Consider the following 24,738-nt stretch of genomic DNA (forward strand, 5'->3'; position numbering starts at 1 on the left):
GTCAGGCCTTCCCCTCACCGGGCGCCGCCACCGTGAGCTCTTCCTCCTCCGGCAGGGCCTCGGTGTCGACACCCCGGACCTGCGACAACTCGTGCTTGAGGGCCGCGAGTTCGGCACCGCCCGCCATGTGGTTGGTCAGCTCCTCCAGCGTGATCCGGTCACGCGAGGCGGAGAGTTCCATGGTGCCCAGACGCAGCACGCTGAAGTGGTCGCCGACCATGTAGGCGTGGTGCGGGTTGTGGGTGATGAAGATGACGCCGAGTCCGCGGTCGCGGGCGGCGGCGACGTACTTCAGCACCACACCGGACTGCTTGACGCCGAGCGCGGCGGTGGGCTCGTCCAGGATGAGGACGCGGGCGCCGAAGTAGACGGCGCGGGCGATCGCCACGCACTGGCGCTGGCCGCCGGAGAGGGTGCCGATGGGCTGGTCCAGGTTGTCCAGGACGATGCCCATGTTCCGCAGTTCCTCGTCCGCGGTCTTCTTCATCCCCTCGATGTCGAGCCGCCTGAAGGGCCAGGGACCCTTCGTCATCTCGGAACCGAGGAAGAAGTTGCGCCACACCGGCATCAGCGGGACGACCGCGAGGTCCTGGTAGACCGTGGCGATGCCCTTGTCGAGCGCCTCGCGCGGGGTGGAGAAGCGCACCGGGGCGCCGTCGACGAGGAACTCGCCCTCGGTGTGCTGGTGCAGCCCGGAGATGATCTTGATGAGGGTGGACTTGCCGGCGCCGTTGTCGCCCAGGACGCAGGTGACCTGGCTGGGGCGGACCTGGAGGCTCACGCCGTGCAGGGCGCGGATGTTGCCGTAGGACTTGCCCGCGTCGCGCAGTTCGACGATCACTCCGTCGCCGTCGGCGGGGGGCTCGTCGGCGAGGATGGCGCCGTGGGTGCCTTCGTTGGTGTCTGTCATGGGGGTCACCTCCGGGTCGCCGTACGGCTGACCCACAGATTGATCAGGACGGCGCCGAGCAGCATCACGCCGAGGAAGGCCTTGAACCAGTCCGGGTTCCAGCCGGCGTAGACGATGCCCTGCTGCACCATGCCGAACATGAACGCCCCGAAGACCGGGCCGATCGCCGAGCCGGCACCGCCGGTGAGCAGACAGCCGCCGATGACGGCCGCGGAGATGTAGATGAGCTCCTGGCCCACGCCCTCGCCGGACTGCACGGTGTTGAAGGAGAACAGGTTGTGCATGCCCACGAACCAGGCGCCGAGGCCGACCAGCATGAACAGCGAGATCTTGGTGAAGGTCACCGGGACGCCGACGGCGCGCGCGGAGTCCTTGTTGCCGCCGACGGCGAAGATCCAGTTGCCGTACTTGGTGCGCAGCAGGACCCAGGTGGCGAGCGCGGCGAAGACCAGCCAGTACACGATGGTGATCTTGATCTGGACGCCGCCGACCTCGAAGGAGGAGGCGAAGACCTTCTTGGCGCCGGCGAAGCCGTCCATGTCGCTGACGTCGTCGGTGGCGACGTTGCCGGTGACCAGCTTGGTGACCGCCAGGTTCACGCCCTGCAGGATCAGGAACGTGCCCAGGGTGATCAGGAAGCTGGGCAGGCCGGTCTTGACCACCAGCCAGCCGTTGAGGAAGCCGATCGCCAGCGACACGATCAGCGCGACGATCACGCCCGCCCAGACGTTCAGGGTGAGCTGGTAGCTGAGCATGGCCGCGGTCAGCGCCGAGGAGATCACGGCGACACCGGACGACAGGTCGAACTCGCCGCCGATCATCAGCAGCGCGACCGGCAGGGCCATCAGGCCGATGGTGGACGACTGGTACAGGATGTTCGCCATCGAGCCGCCGTCGCGGACCGGGGGCGCGGTGATCAGGAAGAACACCCACACCGCCATGGCGCCCAGGAAGACACCGACGTCGGGGCGGGCCAACAGCCGCAGGGCGAGCGGGCGTTCGGCGGTCCGACCGTCGGTCTCGCGGCCCGGGCCGGAGGCCGGCGGTGCGGACACCGCCGGCTCGGCGTGCTGGGTCATGCTCATCACCTGGTGCCCTTCGAGGCGAACTTGGCGACCGCCTCGACGTTGGACTTGTCCACGAAGGCCGGGCCGGTGAGCACCGGCTGCTCGCCGCCGCCCATGTAGTTGCCGTTGGTCTTGTACAGCCACAGGGAGTCGATCGACAGGTAGCCCTGGAGGTACGGCTGCTGGTCGACCGCGAGTTCGACGGTGCCCTTGCTGATGGCGCCGGTCAGGTCCTTGTTGAGGTCGAAGGTGTCGACCTTGGCCTTGGCGCCGGACTCCGAGACGGACTGCGCGGCGGTCAGCGCGATCGGGGCGCCGAGCGTGATGACGCGGTCGATCGAGGAGTCCTGCTTGAGCTTGGCGGTGATCGTCGACTTCACGGACGGCATGTCGGTGCCGTTGACGTAGAGGTTCTCGACGGAACCGCCGTACGTCTTCTTCACACCGGCGCAGCGCTGCTCCAGGCCGATGTTGCCCTGCTCCTGGATGACACAGACGGCCTTCTTGGAGCCGAGGGTGTTCAGCTTGTTGCCGAGGCCCTCACCGGCCACCGTCTCGTCCTGGCCGAAGAACTCCAGCAGGCCGAGCTTCTTCCACTCGCTGACACCGGAGTTGAGGCCGACCACCGGTATGTTCGCGGCCTTGGCCTTGGCGATGACGTCCTTGAGGGCGTCCGGCTTGGCGAGGGTGACCGCGATGCCGTCGACCTTCTGGTCGATCGCGTTCTGCACCAGGTTGGACTGGGCGGCCGCGCTCGGGTCGGCGGAGTAGATCAGCTTGACGTTGTCCTTGTCGGCGGCGGCCTGGGCGCCCTTGCGGACGATGTCCCAGAACGTGTCGCCGGGGGACTGGTGGGTGACCAGCGCGATGGTCATGCGCGGGGTGGTGGCCTTGCCCGCGGAGGCGCCGTCCGCGCTCTCCTCGGCCTTCTTGCCACCCGAGCTGCTGGAGCAACCCGCAAGGGTCAGCGCTGCGGCCGCGGCCAGGGCCACGGCGGGAGCGATTCTGCGGGAGAGAGAAGAGCGGTCCATCTTTCCTTGCACCTCACTGTGCGACGGGGAGAACGTCGGGAAAGGGGGCGAAATCACGGCAGTTGCGTTGGGACGGGATCCAATCCCGTGGCGGGCGCGCTGTCAATACTTTGTTAAGACATCATTTCACATCAAGGTCCGAATGTAAGTACAAAGTATTGACAGGGTCACCCTCCGCGTCCTACACCTGGGAGGCGGCGCCCCCTGGAGCCGCCTCCCCCGTCCAGTTCGAGGAGCGTTGCGCATGGCCGTATCAGCCCAGCCCTTCGATCTGATCACTATGGGCAGGATCGGAGTTGATCTCCACCTTATGCAGTCGGACGGGCCCCTGCAGCAGGTGGATCCCCTTGAGCGGCTGCCGGGCGGTTCGGTGGCGCACGTCGCGCTCGCGGCGGCCCGGCTGGGCCGTTCCAGCGCGGTCATCACCCGCACCGCGGGCGACTCCTTCGCCGCATATCTCCACGACACCCTCACGGCGTCCGGCGTCGACAGCCGCTGGGTGAGCGAGGCCCCCGACCTGGGCTTCCACACCGACGACCTGGACTACTTCGCCATCCGCGCGGCCCGGATCCTGTGGATCGCCGGCACGGGTCTGAGCGGGGAGCCGTGCCGCTCGGCGACCCTCGCCGCGCTCAAGGCCCGCGACAGGGCGCGTACGACCGTCCTCGACCTCGACCGGCATCCGCAGCATCCCCTGTCCTCGGACGAGGCCCGCCCCTACTACGCCGAGGCCCTGCGGCACGCGACGGTCGCCGTCGGCCACCTCGACGCGTGCGAGGCCGTCACTGGGGCCCGTGGGGCCCACGCCTGCGCCGAGGCGCTGCTGGCGGCGGGTGTGGAGGTGGCGGTGGTGCGGCTGGGCCGCCAGGGCCGGGGCGTGCTCGCGGCGCACCGCGACGGCACGGTCGCCGAGGTGGGGGTGGACGCGGCGGAGGGGGTCGACGGGTCTGGCGCGAGCGACTCTGGCGGCGTCGGCGTCGGCTGCGAACTCGGCTCGGGCGAGGGCCTCCGCGAGAGCTTCAGCGAGGGCTCCAGCGAGAGCGAAAGCCTCGCCGGAGGTGACGGTCTCGGCGCCGGCGATTCCTTCGGTGGTCGGCTCTGCCACGGCCTGCTGTCCGGCTGGGAGCTGGAGAGGATCGTGCGGTACGCCGCCGCGGCCGGTGCCGCCTCCGCGCTGCCCACGCAGGCGGCCGACGTCCCCTCCCCGAACAGGACCCGTCCGTGACCCGCACCCCGCTGACGTCGTCGCTTCGCCGGTCGCCGCTCTCCGTGACCCGGAGCAGTGTGGAGGAGGCGGCCCACCCGACCGCCGCCCACGTGCTCCCCGGAGGCACTCGATGACCCGCCCCCTCCCTGCGGGAAGGGCACGCGACGGCGGACGGTTCCCCCTCACCGGCGCGCACCCCGCCCCACGACTCACCCTCACCGGCACGCACCCCGCCCTCACCGGCACGCGCCCCGCCCCACGGCTGCCCGCAGCTCACGCCCCCGCCTCCGCCGTACGCCCGGAACCCTCCGCCGTACGCCTGGCACAGCGCGCCGTCGGAAACCGATCCCGCCAGGTCGACGACCTCGGCACCCCGGGTGGCGGCCGGCCCTCCGCTCCCGACAGTCGGCACGGGCCGTCCACACCCCTGCCTGGCCACCACCCGCCCCTCCTCGACATAACGGCCGCCCCGCCGCCCGGGCGAGCCCGACCGACCCCCGACCACCCCGACCACCCCGATCGCACGCAGATCCGCGCCCCTCGGCCCCATCGGCCGCCCCACCCCCGCCTCCCCCTCTACACGGCCCCGGAGAAGTCCTGATGAGCACCCCCACCCGCCGCCTCACCGTCGCCCAGGCCCTGGTGCGGTTCCTGTCCGTCCAGTACACCGAGCGGGACGGCGTCCGGCACCGGCTGATCGCCGGGACCTGGGGCATCTTCGGCCACGGCAACGTCGCGGGGCTGGGCCAGGCCCTCCTGGAGGCCGGCGAGGACGCGATGCCGTTCCACCAGGGCCGCAACGAGCAGGCGATGGTGCACGCGGCGGTCGGCCACGCCCGCCAGCTCAACCGGCTCTCCGCGCAGGCCGTCACGACGTCGATCGGCCCCGGCGCCACGAACCTCGTCACCGGCGCGGCCCTCGCCACCATCAACCGCCTGCCGGTCCTGCTCCTGCCCGGCGACTACTTCGCCACCCGTGCCGCCGACCCGCTCCTGCAGCAGCTGGAGCACCCGACGGAGGCCGACGTCTCGGTCAACGACACCCTGCGCCCGGTCTCCCGCTACTTCGACCGCATCCACCGCCCCGAGGCCCTGATCCCGTCCGCCCTCCAGGCGATGCGGATCCTCGCCGACCCGGCCGAGACCGGCGCCGTCACCCTCGCCCTGCCGCAGGACGTCCAGGCGGAGGCGTACGACTGGCCGGAGGAGTTCTTCGCCGAGCGCGTGTGGCGGGTACGGCGTCCCGCGCCCGACCCGGTGGAGCTGGCGGAGGCGGCCGCGGCGATCCGGGCCGCCCGGCGTCCGCTGATCGTCGCGGGCGGCGGCGTCCACCACAGCGAGGCCGAGGAGGCGCTGAAGACGCTGGTGGAGGCCACCGGCATCCCGGTCGCCTCCACCCAGGCCGGCAAGGGCTCGCTGCGCCACGACCACCCCTGCGACCTCGGCGGCATCGGCCACACGGGCACGGCGGTCAGCGACGACATCGCGCGCTCGGCGGACCTGGTGATCGGCGTCGGCACCCGGTACACGGACTTCACCACCGCGTCCGGCACGCTCTTCCAGCACCCGGACGTCCGCTTCGTGAACCTCAACATCACCGCTTTCGACGCGCACAAGCTGGCGGCCCGGACCCTGGTCTGCGACGCGCGGGCCGGGCTCTCGGCTCTCACGGAGGCGCTGTCCGGCCACCTTGCGGAGCCGTCGTACATCGCCGAGTACACCTTCGGCCAGGAGCAGTGGGACGCGGTCGTCGAGGAGTCCTACCGGGTCGACGACGAGAACGCCGTCCCCACCCAGACCCAGCTCCTGGGTGCGCTGGAGGCGGTCGTCGACGAGTCCGACGTGATCATCAACGCGGCCGGCTCCCTCCCCGGCGACCTGCACAAGCTCTGGCGGACCCGCGGCCCGCGCCAGTACCACCTGGAGTACGGCTACTCCTGCATGGGCTACGAGATCCCGGCCGCGATCGGCGTCCAGCAGGCGACCCCCGACACCCCGGTGTGGGCGCTGGTCGGCGACGGGACGTATCTGATGATGCCGACGGAGATCGTCACCGCGGTCCAGGAGGGCCTCCCGATCAACCTGGTCCTGATCCAGAACCACGGTTACGCCTCGATCGGCGGCCTGTCCGAGTCGGTGGGCGGCGAGCGGTTCGGCACGGCCTACCGCTACCGCGCCGCCGACGGCACGTTCTCCGGCGCCCCGCTCCCGGTCGACCTGGCCGCCAACGCGGCGAGCCTCGGCATGGACGTACTGCGCGCCAAGACCGTACGGGAGCTGCGCGAGGCTCTGGCCCAGGCCCGCGCCTCGGACCGTCCGACCTGCGTCTACGTCGAGACGGACACGGCGACCTTGACCGCGCCCCCGGTCGAGGCCTGGTGGGACGTGCCGGTGGCCGAGACCGCGTCCCGGGAGGCGGCCCTGCGGGCGCGCGAGGAGTACGACCGCGAGGTGGCCGCCCGCCGCACCCACCTCTGACATCCGCCCCCGAGGGAGGTACGTCCATGGCGAAGACCCGCGACACCGCACGTGCCGCGTCCGCCCCCGCGCTCGACTCGCTGGACTTCGCCCTGGACCGGGGCAGCCCGGTCCCGCTCTACTACCAGCTCGCCCGGCAGCTGGAGGCGGCGATCGAGCACGGGGCGCTCGCCCCGGGCAACCTCCTGGGCAACGAGATCGACCTCTCCGTACGCCTGGGCCTTTCCCGCCCGACAGTCCGCCAGGCCATCCAGACCCTGGTCGAGAAGGGCCTCCTGGTCCGCCGCCGCGGGGTGGGCACACAGGTGGTGCACAGCCAGGTCAAGCGCCCCCTGGAACTCAGCAGCCTCTACGACGACCTGGAGGCGGCCGGACAGGGCCCGCAGACCCGGGTCGTCCGCAACGAGCCGGTTCCGGCGCCGACGGATGTGGCCGCGGCCCTCGCCGTGGCGGAGGGCACCGAGGTCGTGCTGCTGGAGCGCCTGCGCCTGACCCACGGCCAGCCGGTCGCCCTGCTCTGCAACTACCTCCCCGCACACCTCCTCGACCTCGACAGCACCCGCCTCGAATCCACCGGCCTCTACCGCCTGCTCCGCACGGCCGGCATCACCCTCCACAGCGCCCACCAGTCCATCGGCGCCCGCTCCGCCACCCCAGAGGAAGCCACCCGCCTCGACGAACACGAGGGCGCAGCAGTCCTCACGATGCAACGCACGGCATACGACGACACAGGCCGCCCCGTCGAATACGGCACCCACATCTACCGAGCGTCGCGGTACGCCTTCGACTTCCAGTTGCTGGTACGGCCTTGACGGACACGGCTTGACGCGGGCCCGGGCAGGACGCACAGTCGTATATACGACGTAAACATACGCCGTACCGTACGCGCCGGAGCGTTCTGCCATGGCACGGAACGACCCTGTCCCATCGACCGTCCTCGTCACCGGCGGGGCCGGTTTCATCGGCAGTCACGCCTGCGTGGAACTCCTGGACCACGGCTACGAGGTGATCGTGGTCGACAACTACTCCAACAGCGCACCCCAGGTCCTGACCCGGGTGGAGCGGATCGCGGGGCGGTTCGTCGGCGCGGTGTACGAACTGGACATCCGGGACCGGCGCGCCCTGTCGGCGGTCTTCGACCGGCATGACGTGGACGCCGTCGTGCACTTCGCGGCACTGAAGTCGGTCAGCGATTCCTTGCGCAGGCCGGTCGAGTACTACGACACCAACGTCGGCGGCACCACGGCACTGCTGCGTGCCATGCACGAGCACGGCGTGCACCGGCTGGTGTTCTCCTCCTCCTGTGCGGTCTACGGCGAGGCGGGCCCGGGCCCCCTCGACGAGACCACCGTGCCGAGGCCCGCGAACCCCTACGCCGCGTCCAAGCGGCTCTGCGAGGAGGTCCTGGCCGACGTCTGCCGTCGTCGGCCCGAGTACACCGTGGTGTGTCTGCGGTACTTCAACCCGGCCGGGGCCCACCCGAGCGGGCTGCTCGGCGAGGATCCGCGTGGCACGCCCGACAACCTGATGCCCCGTCTGGCGCAGGTCGCCGCCGGACACCAGGAGTTCCTGCGCGTCTTCGGCGACGACTATCCCACCCGTGACGGGACCGCGATCCGCGACTACCTCCACGTCATGGACACGGTCGAGGCACACCGCCTCGCCCTCGACCACCTCACCGACGCACCGGGCATGCACGTCTACAACCTCGGTCTCGGCAGGGGCAGTTCGGTCCTCGAGGTCCTCGCAGCGTTCTCCGAGGCCGCGGGCAGGACCGTGCCGTACGCGATGGCGCCGAGGCGGCCCGGCGACGTCGCGGAACTCGTCGCCGACGCCACGGCGGTGACCCGCGCCTGGGGCTGGCGCCCCGCACTGACCTTGGCGGACATGTGCCGGGACGCCTGGCGGTTCCAGCGGCTGAATCCACGTGGCTATGCGGGTTCGGACCGGCGGCCCAAACCCAAGGAGTGCTGAGGAACCGAAAGGACAGGGCGAACGCCGTCTCGACCGACAGCAGCCCGACGTCGTTCACGGGGCTTTCTCACCCGCCGGTGCCGGGAAAGTGCCCCTTCTCCATACCGCGGCACAGACTCCGCAGACCTGCCCGGTCGAGAATCAGCACGGACTGGCGGTCGATCATGTCCGACCGCACGACCGGCGCAGTGGTGAAGTGGGCGTCGTCCGAGTCCAAGTGGCGCAGACCGAGGACGAAGTCACGCAGGTCCGCGTTGGACATCCGGTCGTCGACGCTCACGGCACCGGTGAGCGCGTCGAGGGTGCGGTCGGTCTTCAGCGGCTGGGTGACGCTCACACCGCCGCGGATCTCGCCGACGAGGCTCCGCAGATACTGCTGCTGCCGCTTGATCCGATCGAGGTCGCCGCCGGGCAGTCCATGCCGCTGCCGAACGTAGATCAGCGCCTCCTCGCCGTTCATGGTGTAGGTGCCGGCCTTGAAGTGCTTGTGCTGCGCGGAGTCGTAGGAGTTCTCCCCGACGGTGATCCGCACACCGCCGACCGCGTCGGTCAGGGACCTGAATCCGTGCCAGTCGATGATCCCGAAGTGATCGACCCTGACACCGGTGAGCTGTTCTACCGTTTGTACGAGGAGTGCCGGTCCGCCCCAGGAGAACGCCGCGTTGATCTTCGCGGAGCCGTGGCCGGGGATGGGGACCCAGCTGTCCCGCGGTATCGAGACGATGTACGCCGCCTTCTCGCCGGGATCAAGGTGCATCAGCATCAGTGTGTCGCCACGCTGCGCCCCGTACTTCCACAGGGTGGCTTCGGCATCGCTGCCGGTCGTCGGCTTCTCGGAACGGCTGTCCAGGCCGACCAGCAGGAAGGTGGCTCCTTCGGTGGACTTGGGCCGTGGACCGTCCGGGAAGGAGTGCGGTATGCGCGTGACCTGGTCGCCGTAGTGGTCGGTGGCCCACCAGAAGCCACCGGCGGCCAGCCCGACCAGAGCGAGCACGGCGACGACAAGGCAAATCAGCAGGCTACGCAGCAGGCGGCGGCGCGGTCGGCCGCCGGCCCCGCCGGAGGCGCGCGGGGCCCACCCGGTCCACGCGCTGCGCGGGGAGCCGACCGTGCGCGGTGAGAGGAACAGTTTTTCCCCGATCTCACGGTTCGTCAGACCCCGGGCCGCCAGCTGGACGATCTGCTGCTGCTGAGGGCTGAGTTCGGTGAAGGCACTGGGCACGACGTCGGTCGCCTCGATGCCCGCGGCGCGCAGTTCTGTCTGTGCCCGCTCGGCCCACGGCCGCGCGCCGAGGCGCTGGAAGGTTTCCAGCGCGGCGCTCAGCAGCGGACGGGCCTCGGCGATACGGCGCCTGCGCCGGAGCCATTCCCCGTAGTCGAGCCGGGTCTGCGCCCGTTCGAACGGCCACTGCTCACCCGCGGGCTGCGCGAGCGCCGCCTGGAAGAACGGCTCCGCATGCTCAGGATCCGCCAGCAGGGCGCGGCCCCGGTCGATCAGTGCGGCCACCCGTGCCGACATGCCCGTACCGAGGCGCTTCGCCGACCGTTCCAGCAGCTGTGCGGCGTGCTCCTGCTGTCCTCTGCGGACTGCTGCCGCCGCGAGGTCGGCCAGGACGGTGTAGGAGACGTGGTAGTGGACCGGATCGCCGTCGTCGGTGAACGCGGAGCGGAACTGTGTGTACGCGGTGTCGTAGTCGCCCTCGGCCACGGCGGCCATTCCCAGGGCCCGGCGTGCGAAGACCGCCACGGAGCGGCTCTCCAGCGGGTCGACGAGAGACAGGGCCCGCTCGGCGAGCCGGCGTGCGGCGGGCGCGTCGCCGAACAGTGCGACCGCCGTGGCGTCGAGTGCCCGGGCACACGCCTCGGCGTGGTCGAGCCCGGCCGATGACGCCATGGCCGCGATGTCGGCCGCCACCGAGCGGGCCTCGGCCCATCGGCCCTGCTCCAGGCGGGTCCAGCCGACCGCACATCCCAGTCCGTCCGGGAGCGGGCCATGCGCCTGCCACTGGTCGAAGGCCTCGTCGAAGGTTTGCGCGGCGAGGGTGGTGCGGTCGAGCAGCCAGGCGACGATGGCGAGCGCGGTCAGACGCTCGGCGTCGCCCTTGGCCCCGGCGATGAGCCCGGGCAGCACCGGTGCGAGCGACGCTCCCGCGCCGCCGGGGTCGGAGACGGCCATGACCCAGGCGTGCAGCGCCGCTCCGGCGGCGTCCTCGGGCATGGCGGAGAGCAGGCTCTGGATCTGTCGCTGCTGGGACTCCTCGCCCGAGTAGTAGCGGACCACCGCTGCTGCGGCCAGCGCGTCGAGCACGAGGGGTGACCGGGTGTTCGCTGCTTCGTCGGCGACGCGCATGAGCAGGGCGAAGGCTGCTGTGTGATGGGGGCCGAGAGACATGAGCCGGCCGGTGGCCAGCGCGGCTTTGCCCCGCAGTGCCGGGTCGTCGGTGCTCTCGCGGACCGCTGTGGCCAGGTGCTCCACCCAGCCGAGCTGACCGGTGAAGACGGCGCTGGCGGCGGCTTCGGCGAGCAGTTTTGCCCGGTCCTCGCGGTGCGGGCTGAGTTCCGCGGCGCGCTCCTGGGCTGCGGCGGCGGCCGCAAAGCCACCTCGGCGCCGGGCCCGGTCGGCCGTCTGCTGCAAGGCGGCCGACACGTCCTGGTCGGGGCGTACGGTCGCGGCGGCCAGATGCCAGGCGCGGCGGTCGGGCTCCTTGCGCAGCAGTTCCGCGAGAGCCAGGTGTGCCCTGCGGCGTTCCTCGAAGGATGCGGCATGGTAGACGGCGGAGCGGACGAGCGGGTGACGGAAGACGATCCCGGTTCCGTCCTGGCGTACGAGACCGGCCCGGTCCGCGGGCTCCCATGCCTGGTCGTCCGCCTCGGGCAGTCCCACGGCGGCTGCCTGCGCGTCCGCCGCGTCGGCGGCCGCGAGCAGCAGCAGGATGCGGCGGGTCGGTCCCGGCAGGTCCGCCGCGTGCCCCGCGAAGATCCGCTCCAGTCGGTCGGTGACCGGCAGCGGGCCCTCCACGCTGCTGCCCTCGGCGTTGCGGATCGCGGTGGCGTGGGCGAGTTCCACCAGGGCCAGCGGGTTGCCGGCCGCTTCCTCGAGGATCCGCACGCGGGTTCGGCCGGTGGGCGGTGTGGGCTGCCGGTCGAGCAGACGGCCCGCGGCAGCACCGTTCAGCGGGCCGAGTTCGAGGCGCTCGTATCCCTTGTCGAAGCCGGGCAGTACGGCCGCGGTGCGGACTCCGAGCAGCAGCGTGACGGGCTCGCTGTCCATGCGCCGCGCCACGAAGGAGAGCACGTCCAGGGACGCGCGGTCGATCCACTGGGCGTCGTCGACCACGACCAGCATCGGGGCGGTCTCCGCCAGGTCCGACAACAAGGTCAGAACCGCCAGACCCACGGTCATCCCGTCGGGGGCCTCGGCACACTCGTCGAGCCCCAGGACCGCACGGAGCGCAGAGCGCTGCCGCGAGGGCAGATCCTCCGCCTCGCCGAGAACCGGGCGCAGCATCTGGTGAAGTCCCGCGAATCCGAGGTGCGCCTCGGATTCGCTCCCCACCGCTCGCAGCACTCGGCCACCGACACTCCGTGCGCGATCGGCCGCCACGCCGAGGAGTGTGCTCTTTCCGGCACCGGGGTCACCCGTGATGACCAACACGTCGCTGTGGGAGCGATCGGCGCCGACCCGCCGGACTATTTCTGCGGTCTCGCTTTCCCGGCCCACCAGCGCCAGACCGGAATTCCGCGTCGAGCGCCGGTCCCCACGAGCCCTTCCATCGTTTTCCACGGATGCTCCAGGGAATTGAGATAGCCCAGATACTAGCGTGGGAGAAGCGCGGCCAGGGCCTGCGGGAGCAGCATCGAAGGCGGCCAGAAGCGCATCCGAGCGCAGTCTGCCGGCGACACGCAGTCCGCACCGTCGGTGGCCGACCAGCACCGATGCAGTCACGTGACGCATACCGGACGGAACCGCGCATGCCGAGACTGGTCACGCGGGCTGTGGCCGGTCAGCACCCGAAGGGTCCCGCACGGCCGTGCACACGCGAAAGGACCTCCGGAGATCCCCATGGCGCCAAGGACAACGACATCGTTGTGGGACCGGTTAGCGGCCTTCGACCCTGGACTCGTACGTCTGACGTCCGCGATACGCGCCGTGCTCGGCACCGCCGCGACCCTGGCCGTGCTGACAGCGCTGCGCGCGCCCGAGACGGCGCTCGTGGTCGGTGGCTTCACCGCGATGACGACGTCACTGGCCGTCAGCGACCTGCACCCGCGCAACCAGCTCATCATGCTCGGACTCGGCGTTCCGCTCTCCCTCGCGTCCCTGGCCGCCGGAGCCGCGCTGACGCCGTACCCGACAGCAGCCCAGCTGGTCTTCCTGGCGGTGATCCACCTCGCCGTTCAGGCCCGCCGGTTCGGCCCGCGAGGGCTGGGCCTGGGGATCTTCGGTTTCATGGCCTTCCTGCTGTCCCAGTTCACCCAGGCCCGGGCAGACCGCCTTCCGGAGCTCGGGGTATCGGTACTGGTCGCGTTCGGGGCCGTCACGGCCGTGTGGTGCTGCGTCGGTCCCGTCACGGCGTCCCGGGCCCTGAGGCGGCTGCGCCACGCATTCGACGTACGTCTGCACGACGTCCTCCGGGACACGGCCGCGATGGTTGCCGCCGGGCAGGACATCGACACCCGGAGCCGGTCGTTGCAGGACCGTCTCGACAGACTGCACGCGTCAGTGCTGCTGATCGAGGACTTTCTCGACGAGCGCGCCGTGGACGAGGACACCGAGGCCCTGCTGCCGCACCTCAGCCGGGTGGAGGTGGCCGCGCAGCGCCTGGCCGTACTGGCGGTCCGCGCGGTCCGCACCCCGACGGCCCGCAGCGATCTGGCGGAACGGACGGCGCGACAGCGGCTCGCCCAGCGGATCCGGGCTCTCCGGCACCAGCCCATCGCCGGAAGGGCCTGCGCGGCCGAGCGGTGCGCAGAGGGGTACGAAGGTGGCCCGCCGAACCGGCCGACCGGCTCCGCACTCGTGCTGGACTGCTTTCCCGCGGTCGACGAACTCGCCGAAGCCCTGCGGGTTCTCGGCCCACGCGACCGCCCGGCAGCACGCCGGACACCTCCGCGCAAGCCCGCTTCACCCACCTTCGGGGCGCTGCCGCGCAGGGACACGGACACCGAGAGCCTGAAGCGGAGAGCCACCCGTCAGGCGTTTCAGGTGACGGCTGCCTCGGCCCTCGCCGTCGCGGTCGGTCATCTCCTGTCGCCGCACCTGTGGTACTGGGCCGTCGCGGCCGCATGGGTCGTCTTCATCAAGAACGAGAGCACCGGCGAGGTACTGCTGCAGAGCCTCCGGCGGCTGGCGGGCACCGTCCTCGGCGTGGTGTTCGGCTACGGCCTCGCCGCCCTGGTCGGCGGAGACGGCCCCGTCCTCCTGGCCCTGCTCCTGCTGTGCATGTTCGGGATGTTCTCCACCCCGTCGCAGGCCTACTGGGCCGTGACGTTCTTCATCACCGGCACGCTCAGCATGCTGCTCGCGCTGATGGACACCTTCTCGACGCAAGTGCTGCTCCTGCGCGTCCAGGAGACCGCACTGGGAGTGTCCTGCGGGATCCTTGCAACCGTCCTCGTACTCCCCACCACGGTCCGCCGCGCCAGCGACGAGGAACTGGTCGGCCTCCTGCGCGTCCTCGACCGCATCCTGCGGGCCGTCGCGTCGGGAAGCGCGGAGACGAAACCCCCGACGACCTGGGTCCGCGCGGCACATGACCTCGATCAGGCACTGGAATCCTTCCGCAAGGCCAGTCTGCCTCTCACTCATCCGTTTGCTCCGCAACGCCGGCGCCGCCACCGCGCCCGGCACCTGCTGGAACTCCTCGAGACCGGCGCTTACCACGCACGGAGCCTGGCCGCCACGGCCGAACGACTCCCGGCGGGCCACGTCCCGGAGTGCACCGCCCGCCTCACCGCCGCGGCCGACCGAGCGCACGAGACCGTGACCCACCTGATCCACGTCACCGGCCATCGGCCCGAAAGCGCCTCACGAACGGCACACCCCACGGTCATCAGGGCACTGACCCTGCTCTCGGAGGAGCAACGCGTGAGCCGCACCTGGCCGTCGCCGGAGCACCGCCTGCTGCTGCACATCGATCGCCTCGACGCGACCCTGACCGCGCTCGCACGAGCCTTGGGCCCACTTGCCTCGGACCCCGACCGCAAGCCGGCCGACTACAGCCAGGCAGTGGTGTTCAGGTGCCGGTGAGAGTGACCGTGACCACCCCGAAGCCCCCTGTCCTTGCAGTCACGTGACGGATACCGCACCTACCGGGGCCGCTCGTACGGTTGAGTAAATCCCCCGAATTCCAAGGAAATACCATGGACCAGATCACCCTCGGCAATGTCTCCATCACCCGGGTCTGGGAATACTACGGATCCGTCGAAATGACGCCCGACACCTTCTTCCCGGAAAGCACGAAGGAAGTCTGGGAGAACGGTTCCGACTGGCTTGTCCCGCATTTCCTGGATTCCGAGACCAATATGGTGAATTCGGCGATCCAGACCTGGCTGCTACGCAGCGAGGGCAAGACCATCCTGGTCGACACCGGCGTGGGCAACCACAAGGACCGTCCCTACGCCCCGGTCTGGAACCGGCTCGAAACGGACTTCCTGGCCAACCTCGCCCGGGCCGGGGTCCAGCCGGAGGACGTGGACATCGTGATCAACACGCATCTCCATATCGACCACGTCGGCTGGAACACCTACCTGGACGGGCGGCAGTGGGTGCCGACATTCCCCAATGCCACCTACCTGATGTCGAAGGACGACTTCGACTTCTGGAACCCCGAGAACGGCCACCAGCCGCTGATCGGCCGCGGCAACCAGAACGTCTTCGAGGACAGCGTCGCCCCGGTGCACCAGGCCGGCCTGACGCAGCTGTGGGAGAACAGCCACCAGATCGACGCGAACCTGCGCCTGGACGCCGCTTCCGGGCACACCCCCGGCTCCTCCGTGCTGACCCTCACCTCCGGCACGGACCGCGCGGTGTTCGTCGGCGACATGCTGCACAGCCCGGTGCAGATCCTGGAGCCGGACGCCAACAGCTGCTTCTGCGAGAACCCCGCCGAAGCCCGTGCCACCCGCCGCAAGGTGCTGGGCTGGGCCGCCGACAACAACGCGCTCGTGATCCCGGCACATCTGGGCGGCCACGGCGCCACCGAAGTCGTACGCGAGGGAAGCACCTTCGCCGTGCAGGGCTGGGCGCCCTTCGCCCCGTACACCGCGCAGGGCTGAAGCCCGCGGAAAGGCACCAGAGATGAACCACCACCCCGAACCCGTCGTGACCACCGCGCAGGGAGCCGTGCGCGGTCTGCGCCAGGAGGACGGCACCGCCGTCTTCCTGAACATCCCCTATGCCGCCCCGCCCCTGGGCGCGGGCCGGTTCGCGCCGCCCGAGCCGCACGAGCCGTGGGACGGCGTACGCGACGCCACCGCCCCCGGACCCAACGCGCCGCAGTCCGAGCGCAGGCTCGGCAGCATCGACATGGCCCCCTACTTCGGCACCGGCTGGAGCCGGGGCGAGGACTACCTCACCGTCAACGTCTGGACGCCCGCCGTCGCGCAGAGCGGCCTGCCGGTCATGGTGTTCGTGCACGGCGGCGGCTTCGTCGCCGGATCGACGCGGTCCGCGATGTACGACGGTTCCGCCTTCGCCCGCGACGGCGTCGTCCTCGTCACGCTCAACTACCGGCTCGGCATCGCCGGGTTCCTGGACCTGCCCGGCGCCCCGGCCAACCGTGGTCTGCTCGACGTCGTCGCCGCGCTGCGCTGGGTGAGGGAGAACATCGCCGGGTTCGGTGGTGACCCGGACAACGTGACGCTCTTCGGCCAGTCGGCCGGGGCCACCGTCGTCGGCGGCGTCCTCGCCACCGCGGAGGCCACGGGTCTGTTCCGCCGGGCGATCGTGCAGAGCGGCAGCGGCCTGGGCGCGTTCAGCACCGAGCAGGCCGCCCGCGTCACCACCGCGGCCGCCGAGATCCTGGGTGTCGAGCCGCACGTGGAGGCCTTCGCGGAGATCTCCGACGAGCGTCTGGTGGAGGCCGCCTCCAAGCTCGCGGGCATCGACCTGCAGACCGCCACCCACCACGACCCGCTGATCGGCCTCAGCCCCTTCAGCCTGGTCCTGGACACCCAGCCCGCCGAAGCCGTCGCCGCGGGCCTCGCCGCCGACGTCGACCTGCTCATCGGCACCAACACCGAAGAGGGCAACCTCTACCTGGTCCCGGTGGGCAAGTACGCCACCTCGACCGCGGCCGACGTCGACGACGCGGCGGCGCGCTCGCACCCGGTTCCGGCGCGGCTCGTGGAGACCTACCGCAAGTCCCGCCCCAAAGCCTCCTTCGCGGAACTGCGCTCGGCCGTCATGGCCGACGCCCTGTTCGGCGCGGGCACCCGCGCTCTGGCCGGCGCCCATGCCACCCATCCGAAGTCCGTCACCTACGCGTATGAGTTCGCCTGGCGTTCCCAGGCCCTGGACGGAGAGCTCGGCGCCACCCACGCCGTCGAGCTGCCCTTCGTCTTCGACCTCGCGGACCGGCCCGAGCTGAACGGCCCCGCCGCCCTGCTCGGCCCCGACAAGCCCCCGGCGGATCTCGCGGACCGTGTGCACGAGACCTGGATCCGGTTCGCCGCCACCGGCGACCCCGGCTGGGACCCCTACGACACCGACCGCAGGGCCACGATGCACATCGACGCCGAGTGGACCCAGGTCGACGACCCCCGCAGCCGGGAACGACAGGCCTGGAGCTGACGCCCGCACGGGTTTCGCCTGCTCACCCCCTCCAAGGACCACCACCGCTTCAAGGAACACCGTGACCAGAACCGTCATCACCACCGAGCACGCCCCCTCTCTCCCGGCCCCGCTGTCCCAGGGCATCCGCAAGGGTCCCGTCCTGCAGGTATCCGGACAGCTCCCGTTCGACCCGACCACCGGCGAGGTCGTCGGCACGACGGTCGCCGAGCAGACCGCTCAGGTCCTGCGCAACGTCACCGCCGTCCTCAAGGCAGCCGGCGCGGGCCTGGAAGACGTCGTGATGCTCCGCGTCTACCTCACCGACCCCGCCCACCTGCCCGAGCTGAACGAGGCGTACGCGGCAGCCGTCGGCGAGCCCTTCCCCGCCCGCACCACCGTCTACATGCAGCTCCCGCCGGGACTCCTCGTGGAGATCGACGCCCTGGCCGTGCTGGACGACTGACACAGCCACAGAACAAGGCCGGTCCGGCGGCCTGCTGGATGCCCTGTGCTCTCGAAAGGCGCTCTGGTGGTCGTCGTCGCCCTCTCGGTCGTGCTGCGCGGCCGTACGCCCGGGCGGATGGCGGTGCACTTCGCGCTCGGTGGGGAGGCGGACCGGTTCGCCGGGCGGGGTGTGTTCGTCGCTTCGAGCGTGCTGGTCCTCGCCGTGGCCGCCGCCACGATGGCCGTCGTCCTCGGCCGGGCGCGGATCGGCCGCGTCCGGCTGCTGGTGAGCGCGTACGCGATCGCCGGGTTCGTGGGCTCGGTGCTCGTCTCCGTGCAGGTGGTCAACGTATCCGACGACGTCTCCGCCGTACGACTGCCCGTGTGGCACCTCGCGGTCGCGCTCGGCGTGGCCGTGGTGGCCGCCGGGGTCGGGCGTCTGGCCGCCCGCGCACTCGGACCCCTCCCCCCGCTGCCGTCGGTTACCGAGGAGCGTGCCCGTCTCGCGCTGGCCGACGGTGAGCTCGCCGCCTGGGCGCACGCCACCGGTTCCCGGCCGCTCGGCGCCGTGGGCCTGACGCTGACCGCCGTGTCCCTCGCGGTGTTCCCCTTCGCCGGGCTGCCCGTCTTCTGCGCGCTCCTCCTGGCCGGCGCGCTGTGTCTCGCCTTCGCCCGTCTGTACGTCACCGTGGGCCGCCAGGGGCTGACCGTGACCCCGGGACGGCTGCCCTGGCCGCGCATCCACGTGCCGTTGGAGTCGATGACCGACGCGCCCTCGCGCAGTGTCGATGCGATCGGGGAGTTCGGCGGCTGGGGCTATCGCATCCGGCCGGGTGCCTCGGGAGTGATCCTGCACTCCGGTCCCGCGCTCGTCGTGCGGCGCACCGGCGGGCGCGCGTTCGCCGTCACCGTCGACGACGCGGCCACCGCGGCCGCCCTGCTCAACACCCTCATCGCCCGGCGAAAGGCGCACTGACGTGCTGCTGCGTGTCGACACCGGCTCGGCCCTGCCGCTCGGCGACCAGATCGCCGCGCAGGTCCGGCGGGCCATCGCCGACGGGGAGGCGGCGCCGGGCGAGCGGCTGCCGGCGGCTCGGGCGCTGGCCCAGTCGCTGGGCGTCAACCTGCACACCGTGCTCCGCGGCTACCGGCAACTGCGCGACGAGGGGCTCATCGAACTGCGACGCGGGCGCGGGGCGGTGGTGCTCGCTGGTACTCCGGCTCGCGCCCGCCTCCTGGAGCACGTGCGCTCGCTCGTGGACCAGGCACGCTCCCTCGGCCTCACCGAGGACGAGGTCGTGGGACTCGTACGCGACAACCTCAGGGAGAGCCGGGCCTGAACTCCCCGGGCCGCGCGGCGAGATGGTCCCGCAGCACCGCCGCGAAGTCCGCGTCGGGCCGCAGGCCGAGCGTCGCGGCCCGCCCGTAGTCGAAGGCGGCGGGCCAGGAGCCGACGATGGCCTCGATCGCCGGATCGGGGGCGACGGTCACCCGGTCCGCCACCGTGTCCCCGGCCACCTCGCGCAGGGTCGCCAGCATGTCGGCGACCGAGATACTCAGGCCCGGCAGGTTGACCGGCAGCGGGCCGTCCAACTCGCCCTGCCCTGTGCCCCGTTCGGCGGCGGCCACGCGCAGGATCCCCTCGATGGTGCGGCGCGGCGAGGACAGTGCCAGCCGCAGGGACGGATCCACCGGGCAGACGGCCGGCAGACCGGCGAGCGGCTCGCGGACGATGCCCGACACGAAGCCGGAGGCGGCCGCGTTGGGCTTGCCCGGGCGCACCGCCACCGTCATCAGCCGCACGGTACGGCCGTCGACGAAGCCCCGGCGGGTGCAGTCGGCGAGCAGGTGCTCGCACATCAGCTTCTGGGTGCCGTAACTCGACCGCGGCACCGGCACGGTGGTCTCGCTGACCAGCTCCGGCAGCGGGAGGCCCGGGTGGGAGCCGTAGACGGCGATGCTGCTGGCGAAGACCACCCGCACCACCGGCCCACCCGCCGCCGCCTGTGCCCGGGCCGCCTCCAGTACCGCACGTGTGGTGTCCACGTTGGCCCGCATGCCGAGGTCGAAGTCCGCCTCGCACTCCGCCGACACCGCGGCGGCCAGGTGGAACAGCACGTCCACCGGCTCGGCGAACACCGTACCGAGACGCTCGGCCAGCTCACCGTGCACGACGTCGACGAGAGCGTCCGCCACCCCCGCCGCGACTCGGTCCACCAGCACCAGCCGGCTGATGGGCTCGCCACCGAACGACCTGGCCGTCAGCAACTCCTCGACCAGCAGCCGTCCGAGGAACCCGGACGCACCCGTCACGACGATTCGCACACGTCACCTCTCGAGAAAGTCGGCCCGGCCCCACGATCGCATCCCGATCCGCGCCCGATGCAACCTGTGAGGTTCCTGAGCAGTGTTACTGAGAGGAGTTCGCGTGCTCCTCGACCGCGCGCGAATCATGAGGGAAACGGGGGAAACAGGTGTGTACGGCGAGGACGATCTGAAGGACTTCGAGACGTACGCCGCCGTCCGCTGGCCGCGGCTGCTGCGCGTCGCCTATCTGCTGACCAACGGCGACCACCACGAGGCGGAGGACCTCGTCCAGGCCACCCTCGCCAAGGTCTATCTGCGCTGGCACCACATACGCACCCTGGACGCGCCCGACCAGTACGTCCGCCGTGCGCTGATCAACAACAACGCCTCCCGGCACCGCAAGCGCCGGGTCGTCCAACTCCTCACTCCGCACCTGCCGGAGCAGCGCGGCCCGTCCGACGGCGGTGGCGGGCCCGAGAGTTACGACACCAGGTCCGCGCTGTTCGCCGCGCTCGCCGACCTGCCGCCCCGTCAGCGGGCCATCGTCGTACTGCGCTACTGGGAGTGTCTGAGCGAGCAGGAGACCTCCCGGATCCTGGGCTGCTCGGTCGGCACCGTGAAGAGCCAGGCCAGCCGGGCGCTGAAGAAACTGCGCTCCAGCGCGGTCCTGTCCGACTACGCCGTCACCGCGGCGCACGGCCGTTAGGAGGACGGAGGAGCATGAACACCGACATGTCACCGCGACCGCCGGCGCCCGACCTGTGGCGGGCGCTGGACGATGCCGCGCAGGAGTACGCCCCAGCGGCGTTCCCGCGGGACCGGATCGTACGCCGAGGCCAGCTCATCCGGCGGCGCCGCAGGATGGCGACCGCCGCCGCGCTCACCGTGCTGCTCGCCCCGCCGGCCGTCGAACTGGCACGCGCCAAGGACTCCGGAGCCTCGCACGCCGTCGCCCCGCAAGCGCCCTTTGCCTCGGCCTCCCCCACCGCGGAGGACGGCAGGTCGCCGGTGCGGGTGGTGCGTCCCGGGGAGCGGATCGAGGCCGGGCTCGGCGTCTGGTACCTGCTCAAGCAGCGGGAGTACTGCATCGCGAGCCCACGGGACAAGCACCCGATCTGTGTGGGGCCGTTGGATGTCGACCAGCCCGGTACAGTACCGCTGACCTTGAACATCGACCCCCTCCCCAAGGGGGTGGTGTACACCTTGGCGTACACCGGGCAGGCGCCCGCCGCCCGGATCACGATGACGGAGTACGGCCTGACCACCGAACTCCCGATCGTGCGGCTGGCCGGACGGCCCGCCTACGTGAGCACGTACGCCGTCGCCGCGCCGCGGCGCGCGAGCGAGGACCCACTACCGGTCGACGGGCCCTCCTTCCGCGTCTACGACGCCGGCGGCGGGGAACTGGCGAGAATCGGGGGACGATGAGCGGTGTAGTGATCCATCTGCCACAGCCCGCGCTGACGGTACGGCTCGGTCCGGGAGAGGTGGCCCGCTTCGGGCGCGGCTCGGACACGGTGCCGGTGGAACTGCGGCTGGACGATCCGGCGGTGTCCCGGCTGGCCGGGGAGATCCGGGTGCGTGACGACCACTGGCTGCTCAGCAACCACAGCACGCACCAGAGTTACCTGGTGGAGAACCCGGAGGGAGCGGGTGAGTACCTGCGCGTCCCGCCCCGCCGGGTCGGGGCGCCGATCCCCTTCGAGTTCGCGCGGGTCGTCCTGCCCAGCCTGGGCTCCGGGGTGAGCTTCCAGGTCTTCGCGCCCGACCACGTCTACCTGGACGCGGGCGGCCCGGGCGGCGGCCACGGCACCCGGACCCTGACCGCGTACTCCCTCGACGAGACGGCCACCTACTTCCTGGTGCTGGTCGCGCTCTGCGAGCCGCGGCTGCGCGACGAGTCGGTGCTCGCGGTGCCGACCACGCCGGAGATCGTCGAGCGGCTGCGCGCCCACCCGCAGTGCGAGCAGTTGACGGCCCGGGCCGTCAGCGCCCACATCGACTACCTGGCCGACGAGAAACTCCGCATCGATCCGCCGGCCGGGCAGGAACCCGGCCGCGGTGCGCGCCGCAACGGCAAGCGCGAGGCGCTCGTCGGCATCGCGCTGCGCTTCGGCCTGGTCGCCGAGGGGCATCTCCCGCTGCTGCCCGCCCGCAGGTCGGCCGGGGCCGTCGCCGGGGCGCAGGGCCGATGAGTGAGACGGCGGGGCGTGTCGCCTGCGGCTTCCGGGTCGGTGACTGGGAGGTCGGCGACCCCATCGCGGACGGCGGCTGGGGGTCGGTCTACGCGGGCCGGCGGCCGACGGGTCCGGAGGACGAGCGGGACGTCGCGCTCAAGTTCCTTCCCACGGCGGGTCTCGCGCCGCGTCAGGCCCGCGGGCTGGTGGAAAGCGCCCGCCGGGAACGCGAGTTCGGGCGGCGCACACGCCATCCCCGGCTGATCCGGCTGATCGACTCCGTCGTACTCGACGAACCGGACCATCCCGAACTGGACGGCGCCGTCGTCCTGGTGATGGAGCGGGCGGCGCGAAGTCTTCGCCAACTCCTGGAGGAGAAGGGCGCGTTGTCCGACGAGGAGGGTGAGCGGATCCTGACGGAGACGTGCGAGGGGCTCGCGCACCTCCATGAACTGGGGTGGGTGCACGGCGACCTCAAACCCGACAACGTCCTGTTGATGCCGGACGGTTCGGTCCGGCTGTCGGACTTCGGTCTCGTCGCGGAACTCGACGGGACGCACGGCACGCACGCCTGGGTGCCGCCCGCGGGCACCCCCGACTACCTGCCCCCGGAACGCTGGCGTGCGCCGCTGGGCGAGCGCGGTGTCCAGTCGCGCCCCAGCGCCGACATCTGGGCCCTGGGCATCATGATCCACCAGGTGTTCACCGGCGGCACCTCCCCCTTCCCGGGCGCCACGTCGGCGGGACGGGGCGCGGCCGCACAGGAGTACGCCGCCGGACGGGCGCCGTTGCGCCTGGATCCCGCCGTGCCGCCGTTCTGGCGCGACCTGGCCACCGACTGCCTGGCCCCGACCCACACCGCCCGCGCCCCGCACACCGCCCGGAGTCTGCTGGAGCGGATCCGGGCGGCCGCCGGGACAACCGGCGTCCCCGCGTACGGCAACCAGCGCTCGCAGTGGGACGCGGGCTGCCGCCCGGGAGCGGAGAACCCCGAACACCGGTGAACCGACGGCGCAGTTGAAGACGGCCCCTTTCGAGGATGCCGGTCGCGGACGCGCCCGGTCGCGTACCCCTGACCGTACTTTCCTACGTTCGGCTCGGCCGTGAGAGTTCGACAGCGGGCCAGTCGAGGAGGCGGGCGCCGATGACGGCGGTCTGGAGCATGTAGCGATGGGCCGGGTCGGCGGGGTCCGCGCCGGTGAGCTGGTGGATGCGTTCCAGCCGGTAGGTGACGGCCCGCACGCTCAGGGAGAGGCGGCGGGCGGCCTCGGCGGCGACGCAGCCGGAGTCGAAGTAGGCGGTGAGCGTGTCCAGGAGGGGCTGGGCGCCGCCCCGGGCCGTAGTGAGCGGGCCGAGCGTGTTCGCCACGAGGTCGGCCATGGCCTGTCGGTCACGGGTGAGGACGGGATAGACGAGCAGGTCGGTGGCGCGCAGGACCGGCTCGTCGAGACCGAGACGCTCCGCGAGTTGCAGGGCGCTCAGGGCCTCTTCGTACGACTGGACGACCCCGCCGGGGCCCGGCTGCGGGCGGCCGATGGCGACCCGTCCGCCGTCGGTGGCGGCGTGTGCCTGCTTGGCGAAGTAGGGCAGGACCTCGTCCTCGTGGCCGGGCGCGATGCACAGGAGCCGGCCGTCCTTGGTGGTGAGCAGGACGTTGCGGTTGCCGAAGCGGGCGATCAGGGCCTGCTCCACCTGCCGGGGTACCGCGCCGCCCTCGTCGTAGGCGGCCGGTCCCTGGGCGACGGCGACCGCGTGGGCGTGGGACAGGCGCAGGCCGAAGCGTTCGGCGCGTTCGGCGAGGCGGCCCAGATCGCTGCGGCCGTAGAGGAGGTCGTCGATGAACTCCCGGCGGGCGGCCTCCTCCTGGCGTACGGCCAGGCGCTGGGCGTGTTCGTAGCCCTCGGCGAAGGCGTCGACGACCTGCTGTACGGCGGCGAGCGTGCTGTCGGCCGCGCCGGGGGCGGACGGCCAGGCGGCGCGGGCCGCGGCGAGGTGGGCGACGACGACGGCTCGCAGACCGTGGCCCGCGTCCGCGGCCTGTTCGCCGAGCGCGCGCCGGGACTCGATCTCCTCCCGGGTGAGCCGGCGGCCGGTGGCCGAGACCTCGGACAGGATCCGGGCGTAGCCGTCCAGATACCGTTCGGGAATCTTCTGCTCCGCCACGCCGTCCCCCGCAATCTTGATGTGCCGGTGACGCTTTCTTAACGGTCCCCGGCATGCAGACCCTAATGAACTCTGCCGGTGACCGGCAATGCGCGAGCGAGCGGCGGCCGGGCATCATGCCGTGCGGGGAGCACTGGCCGGTTGCGGGAGACGGTGCGGGTGACGACGTGACCGGCGGGCGTGCGCTCCTGGACGCGGCTCAGA

21 protein-coding genes are annotated in these 24,738 nt (G+C 71.5%); 15 read left to right on the forward strand and 6 right to left on the reverse strand.

Annotated elements, in window-relative coordinates:
- Position 1 precedes the first annotated feature (1 nt).
- Genes ABZ896_RS07610 through ABZ896_RS07620 form a run of 3 tightly spaced genes read right to left on the reverse strand, consistent with a single transcriptional unit; the run spans position 2 to position 3,008 of the window.
- Positions 2 to 910 (reverse strand): ATP-binding cassette domain-containing protein, encoded by a 909-nt coding sequence (locus ABZ896_RS07610; protein ID WP_360923457.1) that lies wholly within the window; start codon positions 908 to 910, stop codon positions 2 to 4.
- Between the two features lie 5 nt (positions 911 to 915).
- Positions 916 to 1,995: an ABC transporter permease gene (locus tag ABZ896_RS07615; protein ID WP_360923460.1), complete on the reverse strand. Its 1,080-nt coding sequence runs from the start codon at positions 1,993 to 1,995 to the stop codon at positions 916 to 918.
- Positions 1,995 to 3,008, reverse strand: coding sequence for a sugar ABC transporter substrate-binding protein (locus ABZ896_RS07620; RefSeq protein ID WP_360923463.1), 1,014 nt, complete (start codon positions 3,006 to 3,008; stop codon positions 1,995 to 1,997). The genes ABZ896_RS07615 and ABZ896_RS07620 overlap by 1 nt, the downstream gene beginning before the upstream one ends.
- Before the next feature lie 244 nt (positions 3,009 to 3,252).
- On the opposite strand from ABZ896_RS07620, the gene ABZ896_RS07625 reads away from it, so the two are divergent.
- From ABZ896_RS07625 to galE, 5 genes are all read left to right on the forward strand, one after another.
- The gene (locus ABZ896_RS07625) at positions 3,253 to 4,233 is read left to right on the forward strand and encodes a PfkB family carbohydrate kinase (protein WP_360923466.1); all 981 of its coding nucleotides are present in this window, start codon (positions 3,253 to 3,255) and stop codon (positions 4,231 to 4,233) included.
- 112 nt (positions 4,234 to 4,345) lie between these two features.
- Positions 4,346 to 4,816 (forward strand): hypothetical protein, encoded by a 471-nt coding sequence (locus tag ABZ896_RS07630; RefSeq protein WP_360923469.1) that lies wholly within the window; start codon positions 4,346 to 4,348, stop codon positions 4,814 to 4,816.
- A complete protein-coding gene (gene iolD / locus ABZ896_RS07635; RefSeq protein ID WP_360923471.1) occupies positions 4,816 to 6,693 on the forward strand; it encodes a 3D-(3,5/4)-trihydroxycyclohexane-1,2-dione acylhydrolase (decyclizing) in 1,878 nt (625 codons plus the stop codon). The genes ABZ896_RS07630 and iolD overlap by 1 nt, the downstream gene beginning before the upstream one ends.
- 26 nt (positions 6,694 to 6,719) lie before the next feature.
- Entirely contained in the window at positions 6,720 to 7,505 is a 786-nt protein-coding gene (locus ABZ896_RS07640) for a GntR family transcriptional regulator (protein WP_360923474.1), read from the forward strand.
- Positions 7,506 to 7,596: 91 nt separating this feature from the next.
- A complete protein-coding gene (gene galE / locus ABZ896_RS07645) occupies positions 7,597 to 8,667 on the forward strand; it encodes a UDP-glucose 4-epimerase GalE (protein WP_360923477.1) in 1,071 nt (356 codons plus the stop codon).
- Between the two features lie 67 nt (positions 8,668 to 8,734).
- Here the strand turns inward: galE and ABZ896_RS07650 are convergent, their stop codons facing one another.
- Complete coding sequence (locus ABZ896_RS07650; RefSeq protein ID WP_360923480.1) at positions 8,735 to 12,451, reverse strand: LCP family protein; 3,717 nt, start codon at positions 12,449 to 12,451, stop codon at positions 8,735 to 8,737.
- A 303-nt stretch (positions 12,452 to 12,754) separates the two neighbouring features.
- Here ABZ896_RS07650 and ABZ896_RS07655 point away from each other — a divergent pair, with 303 nt between their 5' ends.
- The 6 genes from ABZ896_RS07655 to ABZ896_RS07680 all read left to right on the forward strand — a co-directional run bounded on the left by ABZ896_RS07655 (position 12,755) and on the right by ABZ896_RS07680 (position 19,227).
- Entirely contained in the window at positions 12,755 to 14,917 is a 2,163-nt protein-coding gene (locus ABZ896_RS07655; RefSeq protein ID WP_360923483.1) for an FUSC family protein, read from the forward strand.
- A 113-nt stretch (positions 14,918 to 15,030) separates the two neighbouring features.
- Positions 15,031 to 15,945 (forward strand): MBL fold metallo-hydrolase, encoded by a 915-nt coding sequence (locus tag ABZ896_RS07660; protein WP_360923486.1) that lies wholly within the window; start codon positions 15,031 to 15,033, stop codon positions 15,943 to 15,945.
- A gap of 22 nt (positions 15,946 to 15,967) precedes the next feature.
- Positions 15,968 to 17,461 (forward strand): carboxylesterase family protein, encoded by a 1,494-nt coding sequence (locus tag ABZ896_RS07665; protein WP_360923489.1) that lies wholly within the window; start codon positions 15,968 to 15,970, stop codon positions 17,459 to 17,461.
- Positions 17,462 to 17,522: 61 nt separating this feature from the next.
- Positions 17,523 to 17,906: a Rid family hydrolase gene (locus ABZ896_RS07670; protein WP_234545155.1), complete on the forward strand. Its 384-nt coding sequence runs from the start codon at positions 17,523 to 17,525 to the stop codon at positions 17,904 to 17,906.
- 45 nt (positions 17,907 to 17,951) lie between these two features.
- Positions 17,952 to 18,863: a DUF1648 domain-containing protein gene (locus ABZ896_RS07675; protein WP_360923493.1), complete on the forward strand. Its 912-nt coding sequence runs from the start codon at positions 17,952 to 17,954 to the stop codon at positions 18,861 to 18,863.
- Position 18,864: 1 nt separating this feature from the next.
- Positions 18,865 to 19,227: a GntR family transcriptional regulator gene (locus tag ABZ896_RS07680; RefSeq protein WP_360923496.1), complete on the forward strand. Its 363-nt coding sequence runs from the start codon at positions 18,865 to 18,867 to the stop codon at positions 19,225 to 19,227.
- On the opposite strand, the gene denD is transcribed toward ABZ896_RS07680, so the two are convergent.
- The gene (denD, locus tag ABZ896_RS07685; protein ID WP_360923499.1) at positions 19,208 to 20,212 is read right to left on the reverse strand and encodes a D-erythronate dehydrogenase; all 1,005 of its coding nucleotides are present in this window, start codon (positions 20,210 to 20,212) and stop codon (positions 19,208 to 19,210) included. The genes ABZ896_RS07680 and denD overlap by 20 nt on opposite strands.
- A gap of 103 nt (positions 20,213 to 20,315) precedes the next feature.
- On the opposite strand from denD, the gene ABZ896_RS07690 reads away from it, so the two are divergent.
- The 4 genes from ABZ896_RS07690 to ABZ896_RS07705 are packed head-to-tail and all read left to right on the forward strand — an operon-like array spanning position 20,316 to position 23,375.
- On the forward strand, positions 20,316 to 20,900 hold the full coding sequence (locus ABZ896_RS07690) for a SigE family RNA polymerase sigma factor (protein WP_360923502.1): 585 nt from the start codon (positions 20,316 to 20,318) through the stop codon (positions 20,898 to 20,900).
- Positions 20,901 to 20,914: 14 nt separating this feature from the next.
- Positions 20,915 to 21,622, forward strand: a complete 708-nt coding sequence (locus ABZ896_RS07695; protein WP_360923504.1) for a hypothetical protein — start codon at positions 20,915 to 20,917, stop codon at positions 21,620 to 21,622.
- Positions 21,619 to 22,389: an FHA domain-containing protein gene (locus ABZ896_RS07700; protein ID WP_360923507.1), complete on the forward strand. Its 771-nt coding sequence runs from the start codon at positions 21,619 to 21,621 to the stop codon at positions 22,387 to 22,389. Before ABZ896_RS07695 ends, ABZ896_RS07700 begins: the two co-directional genes overlap by 4 nt.
- Positions 22,386 to 23,375, forward strand: a complete 990-nt coding sequence (locus ABZ896_RS07705; protein ID WP_360923509.1) for a serine/threonine-protein kinase — start codon at positions 22,386 to 22,388, stop codon at positions 23,373 to 23,375. Before ABZ896_RS07700 ends, ABZ896_RS07705 begins: the two co-directional genes overlap by 4 nt.
- An 82-nt stretch (positions 23,376 to 23,457) precedes the next feature.
- On the opposite strand, the gene ABZ896_RS07710 is transcribed toward ABZ896_RS07705, so the two are convergent.
- Complete coding sequence (locus tag ABZ896_RS07710) at positions 23,458 to 24,534, reverse strand: helix-turn-helix domain-containing protein (protein ID WP_360923512.1); 1,077 nt, start codon at positions 24,532 to 24,534, stop codon at positions 23,458 to 23,460.
- Positions 24,535 to 24,738 lie beyond the last annotated feature (204 nt).

Source organism: Streptomyces sp. NPDC047072, assembly GCF_040643855.1.
In the GTDB taxonomy this organism is placed as follows: Bacteria; Actinomycetota; Actinomycetes; order Streptomycetales; family Streptomycetaceae; genus Streptomyces.

What these genes read in the sequence shown, in the direction of transcription:
- ABZ896_RS07610 (WP_360923457.1), bottom strand. Translation starts at nt 910, where the DNA reads ATGACAGACACCAACGAAGGCACCCACGGCGCCATCCTCGCCGACGAG.
- ABZ896_RS07615 (WP_360923460.1), bottom strand. Translation starts at nt 1,995, where the DNA reads ATGAGCATGACCCAGCACGCCGAGCCGGCGGTGTCCGCACCGCCGGCC.
- ABZ896_RS07620 (WP_360923463.1), bottom strand. Translation starts at nt 3,008, where the DNA reads ATGGACCGCTCTTCTCTCTCCCGCAGAATCGCTCCCGCCGTGGCCCTG.
- ABZ896_RS07625 (WP_360923466.1), top strand. Translation starts at nt 3,253, where the DNA reads ATGGCCGTATCAGCCCAGCCCTTCGATCTGATCACTATGGGCAGGATC.
- ABZ896_RS07630 (WP_360923469.1), top strand. Translation starts at nt 4,346, where the DNA reads ATGACCCGCCCCCTCCCTGCGGGAAGGGCACGCGACGGCGGACGGTTC.
- iolD (WP_360923471.1), top strand. Translation starts at nt 4,816, where the DNA reads ATGAGCACCCCCACCCGCCGCCTCACCGTCGCCCAGGCCCTGGTGCGG.
- ABZ896_RS07640 (WP_360923474.1), top strand. Translation starts at nt 6,720, where the DNA reads ATGGCGAAGACCCGCGACACCGCACGTGCCGCGTCCGCCCCCGCGCTC.
- galE (WP_360923477.1), top strand. Translation starts at nt 7,597, where the DNA reads ATGGCACGGAACGACCCTGTCCCATCGACCGTCCTCGTCACCGGCGGG.
- ABZ896_RS07660 (WP_360923486.1), top strand. Translation starts at nt 15,031, where the DNA reads ATGGACCAGATCACCCTCGGCAATGTCTCCATCACCCGGGTCTGGGAA.
- ABZ896_RS07665 (WP_360923489.1), top strand. Translation starts at nt 15,968, where the DNA reads ATGAACCACCACCCCGAACCCGTCGTGACCACCGCGCAGGGAGCCGTG.
- ABZ896_RS07695 (WP_360923504.1), top strand. Translation starts at nt 20,915, where the DNA reads ATGAACACCGACATGTCACCGCGACCGCCGGCGCCCGACCTGTGGCGG.
- ABZ896_RS07700 (WP_360923507.1), top strand. Translation starts at nt 21,619, where the DNA reads ATGAGCGGTGTAGTGATCCATCTGCCACAGCCCGCGCTGACGGTACGG.
- ABZ896_RS07705 (WP_360923509.1), top strand. Translation starts at nt 22,386, where the DNA reads ATGAGTGAGACGGCGGGGCGTGTCGCCTGCGGCTTCCGGGTCGGTGAC.